Source organism: Streptomyces sp. NPDC057307, assembly GCF_042667665.1.
Lineage (GTDB): Bacteria > Actinomycetota > Actinomycetes > Streptomycetales > Streptomycetaceae > Streptomyces.
Genome location: NZ_JBHUZM010000185.1, coordinates 1 through 13,026, shown reverse-complemented (window position 1 = coordinate 13,026; position 13,026 = coordinate 1). Strand labels below are relative to the sequence as shown.

The following is a 13,026-nucleotide window of genomic DNA, read 5'->3' as shown; positions in this document are numbered from 1 at the left end:
GGCCCGGGGTTTCAACACCATCTGCCGACCGTGTGCGTCGGCCTTCGTTTTCCGCTTGCCGCCCGGGGGATGTGGCGGGGCTGCGGGGATCGCGTATGCGTGACCGGGGACCACCTTCCGTTCTGGGGCCTGCGGTACCCGAGCGTCGTGCTGCCCGCCCGGGCGATCCTGACGGTGTCTACTCCTCACTTCCTTCGGGTCGTACTGCTGGTTCCTGCGGGACTGCTTGCGGCCCCTCGGGCCGCACGGCCCGGCAGCCAGTCGTGGGACCCACCGATTCCGGCCCCGCCACTCCACTGCCGTTCCACAACCTGCTTGACCTGCATGCACGGCAGTTCGTGTCTGCCGTGCCCTTTTCGCTGTCTGGCTACGAGAAGAACGTTAGCCCCACGGAAAGTCAGATGTCTACTCCTGCCACGACAGATTTTCTGTCGTGGCAGGAGGGCGGTGTCCTGTCACCCGAATGCACGGGAAAGCTTCTCCGAGGAGTGTGTGAAGGCTGATGGACCGGGCACAAGCCCACTTCAGCGCAGCAACCGGAAACAGGTGGGTGAAGCGCATGAACGGCACCACGACCGCTGTAGCGGCTCCGGCGAGTCTTGTGATCGCGGACGACAACCCGGCCGGCGTCTCCCGGGCCCGAGACGTGGCCCGCGCGTTCGTCAACGGCCTCCGACCCGCCCCCGACACCACCAGTGCCGACATCCTGGCCCTCGTGGTGTCCGAACTCGCCACCAACGCACTTCGCCACGGCGGCGGCCGCTACACCCTGGAACTCACCGCCGACCCGGGCGCCGTACACGTCGCCGTCAGCGACCCCAGTCCACTTACTCCGCGCGAGCGGACCCCGGACCTCGACGGCGGCACCGGAGGCTTCGGCTGGCACATGATCCGGCGCCTCGCCAGCAACGTGACCATCACCCCCGGCCCCGGCCGGGGAAAAACCATCCACGCCGTCCTCCCGTGCTGACACGCGGCCACGAGCCCCCGCCCCGTCTCAGCGTCGGGGCGGGCGCGTGAGCTCGGCGAGACAGGCGTCCAGGGGCTGCGTCCGTCCGGGGAGAGCTTCCAGAAGGTCCCACCAGTCAATGGCTGTGGTCTCCTCGTTGGCCCGGAAGGCGCGGGCCTCACCACAGTGACCTGCGAACACCGCCAGGTATTCGGCTCGTTGGTCGGGCGCCAGTACGCATCGCGCATAGCCGACGAACCGCAGAGGTTCGTCGGGCTCCTGCCCGCTCTCCTCCCACAGCTCACGCACGGCCGCCTGACGAGGTGATTCGCCCCGCTCGACGCGCCCGCCGGGAAGTTCCCAGGACTGGCGGTACCGGTCGAAGACCATGAGGACCCGGTCGGCTCGCCAGAGAGCGACCAGCGCCGCCGGCAGCGGCGCATCCGTCGGCGGCGCCGCCTCGTCTCCCCGCGTGAAGAAGAGCAGGGTGTTGCCACGGTCATCGGTGACGAGCGGTTGGTCCTCGGAGCGGGCCACGTTCCGATCCTTCCCAACTCACCTGGCAGGGAAGCCCGTCGGCCTATGCGCCCGCAGGGCACCTCTGGTTGAGCGTCGGCACCGGGGTACACGGAGTGCACCCCGCAACCGACGGAAGAGGACCCGTGGCACCTGGGCGAACCCGGCCCCGCCATCGGCTACCTCCAGGAGGTCGTGCGCTGGTGGGACCACTGGCTCAAGGGCGAGGACAACGGCGTCATGGACGGCCCCATGCTCCGGACGTGGATGCAGGAGAGTGTGCCGCCCTCCACGTCGTACGAGGAGCGGCCCGGACGCCGGGTGGCCGAGCCGAGTTGGCCGTCACCGAACGAGGAGGACGGCGGGTCCTTGGTCTTCGACACCGAACGGCTCACCGAGACGGTGGAGATCCTCGGCTCGGCCACCGTCGAGCTGGAGCTGTCCGTCAATGAACCGGTCGCCACGGTCGCCGCCCGCCTGTCGGACGTGTCCCCGGACGGCAGCACCACCCGCGTCTCGTATACGAGGGGGCGAGCACCCTGACGCTGCCGGTACGGCCGACCACCGCTCCTGACGGCCTCGCCCGGAGCCCGTTCGACGAGCCAGAGGGCACACCGAGACGGAACAGCGTTGGGAGGTGACGCGTGATCTGGTCGACTACAACGCCGAGTTGAGGATCGGGTCCGCGCGACCTGCTGTGACGGCCGCCACATTGCCTCTGATTCATCAGATCCATCCGGTCCAACAGTTGCCCCAGGGAAATTTTCGGCTTGTCGCCTGCGGAAATGCGCACGTGGGGATCGGTGGGGACGGGCCGTCGCGACCGACGCCGGAATTCATTTTGGGCGGCAGGGTGTGTGAGGCCCGAATCGTCGGGCACGCGGTGAGTCAGGGAAAGCGTTCGCCGTTGAACGGACGGAGCGCGAATTCCGCCCAGCTGTCAGTTCTTAGTGCTGGGAAAGCATTTCTATGTGTGAGGGAGACGTTTCATGAGTGACAACATCTGGGGTTACCAGCCGACCGCCGGCCACACCGCGGGCACCGACCTGATCGGCTACAAGGTCGAGGCGACCGACGGCAGCATCGGCAAGGTCGACAAGCACTCCGACGACGTCAGCTCCTCGTACCTCGTGGTCGACACGGGCGTCTGGATCTTCGGCAAGCACGTTCTGCTGCCGGCCGGCGTCGTACGCACGGTGGACCAGGCCGCGCGCACGGTCTTCGTCGATCTCACCAAGGACCAGATCAAGGGCTCCCCGGAGTTCGACAAGGACAAGCATGTCGGCGACACGGGATATCACCAGCAGGTCGGCGGCTACTACGAGGGCCACCGCCCCCGCTGACGTGGAGCATTGCAGGCCGAGTGGGGCGGACCGGGTACTTTTCGGTCCGCCCCACTCGTATGCCGTCCGAAGGGGGTTCGGGAAATTGGCGGATCGACGGCGAGGAGAGGATGGTCATCCTCTCAATTTTCAATTGATTCAATCGCCGATTGACCGGATTCGATGCGACGGCACGTTCGGCGGTCGGTCACTTCTGGGAGTGGCACGTCGCCCCCGGTGGAAGAGTCAGGCGGCGTAGCAGAGTGCCGAGGGGTCGGCCGGGGCCGAGGCGGGGGCCACGGTCGAGTGCACGGGCGGTGCGCTGCGGGCGGGCGCCACGGCCTGCGAGCGATTCCGCGCGAAGACCACGAGGCGCAGCACCGCGAACCGCGCGACACCGGCGAGTGCGGAGGCCGAGAGGTAGACGACCTGCTCAACTACCGCACCGGGCGCCGCGACCAACTGCTGCAGGACGAACATCGCCAGGCAGGTCACCGCGTACGCGGCTGCGGCAGACCCGGCCGACTGCGCATGCTGACGCCAGGTCGCGCGCCCGCCCGCGCCGAAGGTGAAGCGTGCGTGCAACTCGGTGGCGAGGAGCGTGGAGACCGCGGTGATCACGGCGTTGGCCAGGACCCAGGGGATCGAGGAGGAGAGAGCCGCCACGGCGAAGCTGGAGGCGATCCCCACCCCGCCGCCGCAGAGCACGAAGCGGGCGAAGGCTATGAAGGCGCCGGGTGCCGCCTGCTGTTGGCTCTGTGTTGTCTCCATGATCCGACCCCCTGATTACTCACTCCGAGAAACGCGCACCGCTTGCCCTGCGGGCCCGGTGCGTCAACCACATCGCCATCATGGCACATGAATGGTGCCATCGGGAGTCATTAGTGGTGTCACTCTGCTTCGTTGGTGGCGCAGGAGTGCGGGAGGAGTCGTAAATGTGCAGGTCAGCGACTGCCCAGACTGTGCGCCTGTCGCGTGTGATGTGGGCCCCGTCGTCCATGTCGTCCACATCTGATCGCCGACCCGGCCGGGAACAAGGTCGACGCATCCGTCGCCGGGCCCCCGCGCACGCATACCAGGATCGACCGGTCGGCGCCTTGCCGGTGCCGCCGTTCGGGTGGGAATGGCGTGTCCTGCACGGGATGGCGCCTCGCCGTGCCAGGTCCGTGCCATGAAGGGGTTGCAGCCGGGGAGGTCCCGGGGGCTCACCGAACAAGAAGGAACCCATCATGCGCGCACCGCACACCGGGTACCGGATCACCTCCCTGCTCGCCGGGGTCGTACTGGCAGGGACGGCGCTGGCCGTTCCCGCCGTGGCCGCGGGCCACCCGGCAGGCCCGGGCCCCATCGTCACCGCCGAGGCCGGCCAGGCCCCCGCGGTCGTCGTCCCCAAGGGCCGTGTCATCGCCAAGCCGTCGCTCAACGTGCGCAAGCACCCGAACACGGGCGGCACGCCCGTCCGCTCCATCCCGTACGGCACCATCATCAACCTGGACTGCAAGGTCAACGGCGAGTCCGTGGAAGGCAACCCCCGCTGGTACCTGCTCAAGGACGGCAGCGGCTACGTGGCCGCCCGCTGGGTGGAGAACGCGAACGGGGTGGTCCCGCCGTGGTGCTAGCCATGTCGTCCGACGACGCCGCTCCACGACGCCCTCGCTCGTGAGCTGAGCTGCTACGGAGGAAGACGCCGAGCGGTTCGGGAAGCTGCTCGACGTGAGGCGCGCTAGTCGCTGCCGGGTGGCCGTTCGTGCTCGTACGCGCAATGGCGGACGAGCACGAACGGCCCATGGGTTGGGGGGCTTGGCGCCGTCCGGCGGGTACGACCGGCGCAGGCCCAGCGGGAGCGGCCTGAGCCACTTCCGGCTTCGCTCATGATCGCCAGGACACCGCCTGGTCCCGTCGCAGCAATGACCGGCACACCGCGTGCGACGGTCGGAAGCCGCTGCCCGTTACTGCCTTCGGCCGTCCGAGGCTCCCGGTGGGCGTCCGATACGTTTTCCGGCATGACTGAACTCGGGCCCGTCGCCTGGCCGCCCGCCCCGATCGGGACCGAACGGCTCGTGCTCCGGGAGTCCGAGGCCCGCGACCGCGCCGCGTTCATCGAGTTGTTCGCGTCGCCGGAGGTGGGGGCCTTCACCGGTGGGTGTCGACCGCGCGCCGAGTTGGAGCGTGCGGTGCCTGAGGCACCCGGGCGGCGCCCCGGTCTCTTCGTGGTCGATCTCGACGGCGCGATGATCGGGCACTCGGCTGGTTCGCCGACGCGCTTCCCGGCGAGCCGGTGGTGCTCTTCACCCGGACCGCCAACGACCGCGCGATGCGGCTCGCGGCGAAGTTGGGGTTCACCGAGGTGAAACGGTTCGAGGAGTACGGCGCCGAGCAGTGGTTCGGCGTACGGCCCTCGGTCACGCCGTCCGGCTGAGCGCGCGGAGGCGGATCGTGTGGACGTCCGTCCGCCTGGTAAGTGCAGGTCGGCGGGCCCCCGGAAGCGATGCCGGTGCGCACCGGAGCGATGCGCGCGTTCAGGGTCTTGACGGTTTCGACTTCGGATACGAAGAATGAGCGCGACGTTGACAACGTTGTCTTCGATTTCGTACCAGGAGGCGTATCCGCGTGAACAACCACCCGGCCGAGCTGAGCAGGCGCCGATTCGCCCAACTGACGGGCCTGACCGTGGCATTGGCGACGGCTTCGTCCCTCGGCGTGTCATCGGCCGTGGCCGACGGCCGGTCTGTCACCGGCCGCCCCGCCGCCCCCGACGACATCGCCGACACCTACTACCGGGTACTGCTCACCCATACCCGCTGGTCCGAGACCCAGTGGGACGCGGCCAAGGGGTACTACACCGCCAAGGACTTCGGTTTCGCCGTCGTCCTCGGCAACGCGCTGCTGCTCACCCGCGGTACGTACGACGCCGAGCGAGCCGGCGTCGACGAGAAGACCCTGCTCCAGCGCACCGTCGACACCATCAAGCACTTCGCCGCCTCGAACCGCCTCACCGGTGGCACCGAATGGGGCCGCACCCTCTTCTTCGACACCACTTTCCAGCTCTACTTCGTCCTCGCGGCGCGCCTTCTCTGGGACCGGCTGGACAGTGCCACACGCGACAACGTCGACACGATCGTGCAAGCGCAGGCCGAGTTCACCACCGGTCTCGGCACGGGTGACGACCCCGCGTCGGGAGGCTGGACGCCGCACGGTCTCACCGGCGGATTCGTGGGCGACACGAAGCTGGAGGAGATGGGCGTCTACGCGCAGTCGTTGGCCCCCGGTCTTGCCTGGGCGCCCAAGAACGCGAAGTACGGGCAGTGGAAGGACGCCTTCGGCCGGTGGAGCCGTAACGAAGCCGGACTGCCGGCCGCGGACCGCGTGAATCCGGCGCTGGTCGACGGCGTTGCCGTCAGCGACAACACCGCGCAGAACCTCTACGACACCTTCATCGTCGAGAACCACGGCTCGTTCGGCCCGCACTACCAGTCCGAGCTGTGGCGGACGTCCGGACGCAACGCCGCCCACTTCGTCACCGCCGGCCGGCCGATGCCCGAAGTCCTCACGTCCCAGCCGAATGCCGGTCTCCTCTGGGAAACCCTCCTCCTGGTGATGAGCGACTCGGGTGAGCCGCTGATGCCGATGGTCAACGACCGTGAGCACCTCTACGGACGTGACGTCATCCCCATCGCGTTCCTCGCCCAAGTACTCGGGGACCGGGCCGCCGCCCGCGCCGAGGCCGCGCTCGCCGAGCGCCTGGACGCCTACCAGGCGTACGCGCCGGTCAACCGACTGACCAAGTTCTCCGGCGAACCGAAGTACGAGCCGGAGGCCCGCGCCGAGATCGCCATCAGCTATCTGCTGCACGAGTGGCGGGCCGCACAGGGCAAGGCCGTACGTCCCCTCACCGAGCGGGAACTGTTCGAACGGGCCAGCGGCGTAAGGGACTTCGGCAGCGAACCGGGCCTCGTCGCGCATCAGTCGCCGGCGGCCTGGGCAGCGGCTGTCAGCAAGCCCGGCTTCGTCAAGTTCGCCTGGCAGCCCGCCCACGACGACTGGCTGTTCGCCCTCAGCGGGTCCACACCCATGTTCCTTCCCGCGACCTCCGCCAAGCCCGCGTCCCGTTCCGTCACCACGTACAGCGAAGTCCGTGACGGTTTCGACGGCACCGCCACGCTGCTCACGCTGCCCACCGGCTTCGCGGGGTTCACCACTCTTCCCTCCGGGGACGTCGTCTACGCGACGAGCGGCGTCTCCGCCGGCGAGGGCCACTTCGAGGTGCGCAACTTCACCATGCCGGGTATCGCCGGTCTTGACGGCGGCCGTACGTACACCGCCGCCGAGGGGGCGACCACCGTCGCCGCCAAGGACAGCGGCACCGTGCCTCCGACGCCCGGCGGGCGCACGGACGAGACCACCATCACCAAGGCTTCCTACCGGCACTTGCGGATGCAGGGGATAAGTCCGGACCCGAGGTACGGCTACTCCCTCTACGCGATCGAGGTCCGCGACGGCGCCGAGGGAGCCGACCTCGCCCGGGGCGCGACCGCGACCGCCTCGTCCTCCGACACGGGCAAGGGCGCGGCGCTGGTCGTCGACGGCGACCTCGCGACGCGCTGGGCCGTCTCCGTCGCCGACCGTCCACGGGCGGACAGCTGGATCACCGTGGACTTCGGACAGGAGCGGGAGTTCGACCGTGTCACCCTGCGCTGGGAGTCCGCAGCCGGTCGCGCGTACCGCCTCCAGGGCTCGGCCGACGGAAAGACCTGGACGGACCTGGCGCGCTACCCGGACGCCGACCTCACCAGCACCGGCGGCTGGGTCTCGGTCGACGGCCGAGCGGGCCTCGTCGTACGGGGCGCGAAGAACGCGCTCGCCGTCTACGGTGACACGCTGATCCTCTCCGACGGGCCGGCCGAGGCCGTGGTCGTGGAGGGTTACGTCAACGGTGACCCGTCCGAGGTGAAGGCGGCGGCGGGACGCGAGGCACCCGTCTCGGACCACCCCGACGTACGCGCGAGCACCGCCGGAGGGCACCTCAGCCTGTTCAACCTGTCGGCCGCCGCGGTGACCACCACCGTGACCGTGCCGCAGGACACCCGCTCGGTGCGGTTGTACGCGGGTACGCAGACGGTGACCGCCGACGGCACCGAATACCGGGCCGATCTCCCCGCCGCCCGCGCGGAGGTGACGCCCGCTCGCTTCGTCGTGCGCCCGAGTGCGGGCGGGCGCGTTCCGGCCGGGCTGCGCGTCGAGGTCGTCGACGCGGCCACGCTCCGGTTCACCGGGCCCTCCTGCCGTCTGCTGGTCACGCCAGTGGGCGGGCGCACGACGCACGTCAGCGTGCGCCGCGGGCGTACCGAGCAGGTGAAGGTGCCCGGCACCACCGCGTACCCCCTCACCGACCTGGCGCTCGGCCGAGTCACCTTCCCGACGGCGCCGCTCCCGGCCGGGATGTCCGACCCGGCGGCGGTGGTCGACGGTGACCCGCACACATCCTGGAGTCCGGGGGCCGGCGGTCGCATGGTGGTCGATCTCGGGGCGCCGACGGCGATCGGCGGGCTCCGGATCGACTGGACCGGAGGCCGGGCACCGTCGGCGGAGGCCGAGTTCAGCACGGACGGTCTGACGTACGAACCGGCCGGGACCTTCCGCACCAGGGGCCGTGACGCGACGCTGGCCGCGAAGGGCACGGCCCGTTATGTCGCTCTGCGGATCCGGGGCCGGGGTCGTAACGACGCGCGTGTGGTCTCGCTCGCCGTGCTGCCTGCCGTCTGATCCTTGCGGCGAGTGATCTCGCGAGGTTGGCGACGACGGCCACGACACTCTGTCGTGGCTGTCGCTCACCAATGCCCTGCGTCAGGACGACGGGGCGAGGACGCAGAACTCGTGGCCTTCCGGGTCGGCCAGGCACGTCCACGGGACATCGCCCTGGCCGAGGTCGAGGTCGGTGGCGCCGAGGTCCCGCAGCCGTGACACCTCCGCCGCTCTGTCGTCACCGGGGTACGGCAGCAGGTCGAGATGGACACGGTCCGGCACGGTCTTCACGCCGGGCGTGCGGAGGAATTCGAGATACGGGCCGACCCCGTTGGCGGACCGCAGCACCGCGTGATCGTCGGTCGCCTCGTGCAGGGCCCAGTCCGTCGCCTCGCCCCAGAAGCGGCCCATGGCCCGCGGGTCCTCGCAGTCGACCACCAGAGCGGCGATCGGGCCGGTGTCCAGATAGACCTCCCGAGGTTCCAGTACGCAGAACTCGTTGCCCTCGGGGTCGGCGAGGACGGTCCACGGCACGTCGCCCTGGCCCACGTCGGTGGGTGTCGCACCGAGGGCCCGGAGGCGTGCGACGAGTTCCGCCTGATGGGCCCCGGAGGTGGTGGCGAGATCGAGGTGCGTACGGTTCTTGGTGGTCGTCTTGGGTTCCGGGACGGGAACGACGTTGACGCCGACGGCGACCGCGTCCGGCCAGACGAGGCCGCCGGCGGGTCCGACGTAGGTGGTCACGCCGGGTTTGTAGGCGCTCCAGCCGAGCGCCTCCGCCCAGAACCGGCCGACCGCCAGGTCGTCAAGAGCCTTGATGTTCACCTGCACAGGTCGCAGTGGCATGCCGGCGATCCTATGCACCCGCTGCGCGCCGACGTCCGAACGGCCCACGGCTCTGCCAGTGGGGCATGGGGGCAGTGGGTCGGTGGAGACCGGGCGGCGCGATGTCGGGCACCGCAACGGGACGGAGCACCGTCAGGGACTCTTCCTGGCGAGCCAGCATCGCGAAGGGGAACCTGTCGATCTCCAGACAGAGTTCGACATCATCCGGGTGGTATCCGCTCCGCAGCCCACCGGCAAGGTCCGCCGCCGCACGGGAAGTCCGCGCGCGACGGAGATACGGGGCCGACTCGACATCGCCTCCGGTCATACATTGGCCAATGTATTCGGCGCAGGCCAGATCCTCGTCGGCCCGGCCTGCCTCGCCGGTGACCACGAACGTCACCGGACCCGAATCCTTGGTCCGCAGGAACCGCGCGGTCGGGCCGGCCACCACGAAGCTCGCGCACAGGACCAGCGGCGCGTTCGCGACGGCCAGCGCGCCCACGGTGCCTGCCGTCGTCTTCTGCACCAGCGTGCGACCGGCGAAGTCGCGTGATCTGAGCAAGCCGGGTGAGTTCACCGCGTCGAAGCCCGGCGCCGGCGCTCCGTCCTTCAGAGCCAGCCAGCCCGGGTGCCTCTCCTTCAAGGCGAGTGCCTCGCTCCCCGTCGAGGCCAGGACGATCCTCTCGACACCACGTGAGAAGGCCCAGGCAGCCACGGTGAAGGCGCGCATGACGTCGATGACGACCGCGACACGGGGAACGCCGGTCAACTCGGGGATGCCGACGAAGTGATGATCCACCGCGCCATTCCGGCGCCCCGGGACGGGCATGGGCAGGCTCACCGGAGCGTGTCCATCAGGGCGGTGACGTAGGCGTCCAGCCGCTTCTCCACGGCTCGCGTCGTCAGCTCTGTCCTGCCCGCCTCCCGCCATGGCTGCGCCACCAACCGCACCTCTTCCGAGAACGCCAGCCCGTCCCGTACCCGCCAGTACAGCCGCTCGCTCGCGGTCGCGGCCAGCACCCCGCCGGCCTCCTCGTACGCCTCGGCGAACCGCAGACCCCACGCCGGGCCGTGCAGCAGCGCGAGATCGGTGGAGCAGTGCGCGACGTCGAGGTCCGCAGGGCCCCAGGAGGTCGCCGTCCAGTCGACGACGCCGGTGATCCGGGCACCCGCCGGGCTTGCGGGCGGCACCTCGAACAGCACGTTGCCGGGGTGGAAGTCCCCGTGCAGGAACCGCCCTTGCCAGGGTGGCGCGGGCTTTCGGATCACGTCGATCGCCGCGGCCCATGCCGCCGCGTCGGCGCCCTTCGGCGTCACGACGGTGTCGGCGGTGGTCAACGCCACGTACTTCCCGGGCCGTTGGAGGGGCCGCAACGCGTGGATCGCCACGAGCTGACGGGCCAGCAGAGGGACGCGCGTCTCCAATCCCTCGTCCTCGAGGACCGTCCGGCCCGAAAGGTGTGTCATAAGGAGCGATGGATGCTCGCACTGCGCGGCGGTCGGATCGAACGCGACCAGTCCAGGTGCCGGCACACCGGTCCCCGGGAGCAGGGTCAGGGCGCCGGCCTCCCTGTTCAGCGAGTCCTCGGCGTCCGCCACGTCGACAAAGGTCCGGAGCACCAGGTCACGGGTGGCTCCGTCGCGCGTGCCGATCGTCAGCCGTCGCATCTCGGCGGTGATACCGCCGTGCAGCGCCTCGGCTCTGACGACCCGTTCGCCGACCTCCAGCTGCCCGGTCACCCAAGCCAGGGTCAACGTTCGGACAGCCGCCGCATCATCGTGGTTGGTCACCGCGCCACCCCATCATCCGGACGAAGGCAGGCACAAAAGCTTTTTGGTGTGCCGCAGGGAAGCGGCGGCTCTCCGGCCCGGCTCTCCGGCCGGTGCCGGTGCCGGTGCCGACGCCGGGCGACTCGGCGCTCGCGCCTCGACGCGCGGCCGACGTCGGATCGCTCCCCAGGTCTTCGCTGCACACCCCGTCGGCCGTCGGCAAGAGCGCGCCTCCGGACGTATTCGGGCCTAAGAGCGGCGGCGCTTTGGGGGCGGAGGTAAAGATTCGGCCATCTCGAATACGTAGGCAATTCATTTGAACGGCAGGTAAATGCCCCAGTCGCGGAAGCCGTACCGCCTGACGCGGAAGCCCCGGTGGGCGCAGTACGTACCAGCCGCATCAGGCGACCGGCCGGGCGGCGAACCGTCTGTGTTCGCGATGCGACCCGTTGCAATCAAATGCAAAGAGACTGCAAATAGGCTCAAATCCGTAACCCGCAACGGGAGTTTCCGAAACGGATCGCACAAGTCCGGCAGCCCGCAGGCTCTTTGCAGCACAGCCTCGATGTGCTCCGCCGAGCGCGGGCACGCGCCCCGGCCGGGGCTCCGGAGCGGGGCGTCCGCGCTCAGAGCGATTCTCCGCCCGTGGTCCGGAAGTCGGCCTTGTCTCGGGAGCCGTAGCCGTCAACGATTCGATCCGCGCAGCTTGACAGGTCCACGCCCGGCGATCGCTGGTCGGGGGCCTGCGCACACCGACTGCCCGCTCCACCCGACGGGCTGTCCATCCCCCATGACTCCGGAGGATCTCGTGACCTTCAAGCGCTTCTCCCCCCTCAACGGCCCGTCCAGACGCGCGCGGCTCCTCGCCGTGGCGTCCGGTCTGGTGACCGCCGTCGCGCTCGCGGCCCCCTCGGCCATCGCCGCCCCGGCCCCCGAGGTCAAGGCGTCCACCTCGCAGCTCGCCGACGCCAGCTCCGCCGTACTCGAAGCTGACGTGGCCGGCACCGCCTGGTACACCGACGCCAGCACCGGCAAGATCGTCGTGACCATCGACAGCACCGTGTCGAAGGCCGAACTGGCCGAGGTCAAGGACGCCCTGGCGGACTCCAAGGCCGACCTCAGCGTCAACCGCACCAACGGCAAGTTCAGCCCGCTCATCGCCGGCGGCGAGGCCATCACCACGAGCGGCAGCCGCTGTTCGCTCGGCTTCAACGTGTCGGTCGGCGGTGTGGCCCACGCGCTGACGGCCGGTCACTGCACCAACATCGGCGCCAGCTGGTCCATAGGCACGCGCACCGGTACCAGCTTCCCGACCAACGACTACGGCATCATCCGCCACTCGAACCCGTCGGCGGCGGACGGCCGGGTCTACCTGTACAACGGCACGTACCGTGACATCACGTCGGCGGGCAACGCGTTCGTGGGCCAGTCCGTGCAGCGCAGCGGCAGCACCACCGGTCTGCGCGGCGGCTCGGTCACGGGCCTCAACGCCACGGTCAACTACGGTTCCAGCGGCATCGTCTACGGCATGATCCAGACCAACGTCTGCGCCGAGCCCGGTGACAGCGGCGGCTCGCTCTTCTCCGGCAACACCGCGCTGGGCCTCACCTCCGGCGGCAGCGGCAACTGCTCCTCCGGCGGCACCACGTTCTACCAGCCCGTCACGGAGGCCCTGAGCGTCTACCGCGCCACGATCCTCTAGCCCCACCACCGGCGCTCGGGGGTGATGGCCGGCTGAGCCCCAGGAGCCCCGTGCACTGACGCACCACCGGCGGACCGCGCACACAGCGCGGTGCGCCGTCGCCGTACCCCCCCACGGGCGCCGTGGGCAGGGGGCGGAAAGTGCGGCGGGACTTTTCCCGGGGGCCGCCTACCCTGGGGGTGAAGTGGCGGCGCAGT

General features: G+C 69.8%; 10 protein-coding genes and 2 pseudogenes. 7 read left to right on the top strand and 5 right to left on the bottom strand.

What is annotated here, in order from left to right; all coding sequences use genetic code 11:
- Positions 1 to 559: 559 nt before the first annotated feature.
- Positions 560 to 970, top strand: a complete 411-nt coding sequence (locus tag ACFUN8_RS34390) for an ATP-binding protein (protein WP_383646539.1) — start codon at positions 560 to 562, stop codon at positions 968 to 970.
- A 27-nt stretch (positions 971 to 997) separates the two neighbouring features.
- On the opposite strand, the gene ACFUN8_RS34385 is transcribed toward ACFUN8_RS34390, so the two are convergent.
- The gene (locus tag ACFUN8_RS34385) at positions 998 to 1,486 is read right to left on the bottom strand and encodes an NUDIX hydrolase (RefSeq protein WP_383646536.1); all 489 of its coding nucleotides are present in this window, start codon (positions 1,484 to 1,486) and stop codon (positions 998 to 1,000) included.
- A 123-nt stretch (positions 1,487 to 1,609) separates the two neighbouring features.
- Here ACFUN8_RS34385 and ACFUN8_RS34380 point away from each other — a divergent pair.
- Positions 1,610 to 2,144, top strand: a pseudogene (locus ACFUN8_RS34380) (CocE/NonD family hydrolase C-terminal non-catalytic domain-containing protein); the annotation flags it as partial.
- 310 nt (positions 2,145 to 2,454) lie between these two features.
- Positions 2,455 to 2,808: a PRC-barrel domain containing protein gene (locus tag ACFUN8_RS34375; RefSeq protein ID WP_383646534.1), complete on the top strand. Its 354-nt coding sequence runs from the start codon at positions 2,455 to 2,457 to the stop codon at positions 2,806 to 2,808.
- Positions 2,809 to 3,033: 225 nt separating this feature from the next.
- Here the strand turns inward: ACFUN8_RS34375 and ACFUN8_RS34370 are convergent, their stop codons facing one another.
- Positions 3,034 to 3,558 (bottom strand): hypothetical protein, encoded by a 525-nt coding sequence (locus tag ACFUN8_RS34370; RefSeq protein ID WP_383646532.1) that lies wholly within the window; start codon positions 3,556 to 3,558, stop codon positions 3,034 to 3,036.
- A 458-nt stretch (positions 3,559 to 4,016) separates the two neighbouring features.
- On the opposite strand from ACFUN8_RS34370, the gene ACFUN8_RS34365 reads away from it, so the two are divergent.
- The 3 genes and pseudogenes from ACFUN8_RS34365 (at position 4,017) to ACFUN8_RS34355 (ending at position 8,550) form a co-directional block, all read left to right on the top strand.
- On the top strand, positions 4,017 to 4,406 hold the full coding sequence (locus tag ACFUN8_RS34365; RefSeq protein WP_383646529.1) for an SH3 domain-containing protein: 390 nt from the start codon (positions 4,017 to 4,019) through the stop codon (positions 4,404 to 4,406).
- A 384-nt stretch (positions 4,407 to 4,790) separates the two neighbouring features.
- A pseudogene (locus tag ACFUN8_RS34360) lies at positions 4,791 to 5,206 on the top strand (GNAT family N-acetyltransferase).
- A 191-nt stretch (positions 5,207 to 5,397) separates the two neighbouring features.
- The gene (locus tag ACFUN8_RS34355) at positions 5,398 to 8,550 is read left to right on the top strand and encodes a discoidin domain-containing protein (protein ID WP_383646527.1); all 3,153 of its coding nucleotides are present in this window, start codon (positions 5,398 to 5,400) and stop codon (positions 8,548 to 8,550) included.
- An 81-nt stretch (positions 8,551 to 8,631) separates the two neighbouring features.
- Here the strand turns inward: ACFUN8_RS34355 and ACFUN8_RS34350 are convergent, their stop codons facing one another.
- Genes ACFUN8_RS34350 through ACFUN8_RS34340 form a run of 3 tightly spaced genes read right to left on the bottom strand, consistent with a single transcriptional unit; the run spans position 8,632 to position 11,097 of the window.
- Positions 8,632 to 9,375 (bottom strand): VOC family protein, encoded by a 744-nt coding sequence (locus tag ACFUN8_RS34350; RefSeq protein WP_383646524.1) that lies wholly within the window; start codon positions 9,373 to 9,375, stop codon positions 8,632 to 8,634.
- Between the two features lie 10 nt (positions 9,376 to 9,385).
- Positions 9,386 to 10,156, bottom strand: coding sequence for a 2-phosphosulfolactate phosphatase (locus ACFUN8_RS34345; protein WP_383646541.1), 771 nt, complete (start codon positions 10,154 to 10,156; stop codon positions 9,386 to 9,388).
- Between the two features lie 38 nt (positions 10,157 to 10,194).
- Positions 10,195 to 11,097, bottom strand: coding sequence for a phosphotransferase family protein (locus ACFUN8_RS34340; RefSeq protein ID WP_383646521.1), 903 nt, complete (start codon positions 11,095 to 11,097; stop codon positions 10,195 to 10,197).
- An 838-nt stretch (positions 11,098 to 11,935) separates the two neighbouring features.
- Here ACFUN8_RS34340 and ACFUN8_RS34335 point away from each other — a divergent pair.
- Positions 11,936 to 12,829 carry a S1 family peptidase gene (locus ACFUN8_RS34335; protein ID WP_383646518.1) on the top strand — a complete coding sequence of 298 codons (894 nt, stop codon included), beginning with the start codon at positions 11,936 to 11,938 and terminating at the stop codon, positions 12,827 to 12,829.
- The last annotated feature ends 197 nt before the right edge of the window (positions 12,830 to 13,026 follow it).

Coding starts and splice junctions, on each gene's coding strand:
- ACFUN8_RS34370 (WP_383646532.1), bottom strand. CDS start 3,558: ATGGAGACAACACAGAGCCAACAGCAGGCGGCACCCGGCGCCTTCATA.
- ACFUN8_RS34375 (WP_383646534.1), top strand. CDS start 2,455: ATGAGTGACAACATCTGGGGTTACCAGCCGACCGCCGGCCACACCGCG.
- ACFUN8_RS34365 (WP_383646529.1), top strand. CDS start 4,017: ATGCGCGCACCGCACACCGGGTACCGGATCACCTCCCTGCTCGCCGGG.
- ACFUN8_RS34390 (WP_383646539.1), top strand. CDS start 560: ATGAACGGCACCACGACCGCTGTAGCGGCTCCGGCGAGTCTTGTGATC.
- ACFUN8_RS34350 (WP_383646524.1), bottom strand. CDS start 9,375: ATGCCACTGCGACCTGTGCAGGTGAACATCAAGGCTCTTGACGACCTG.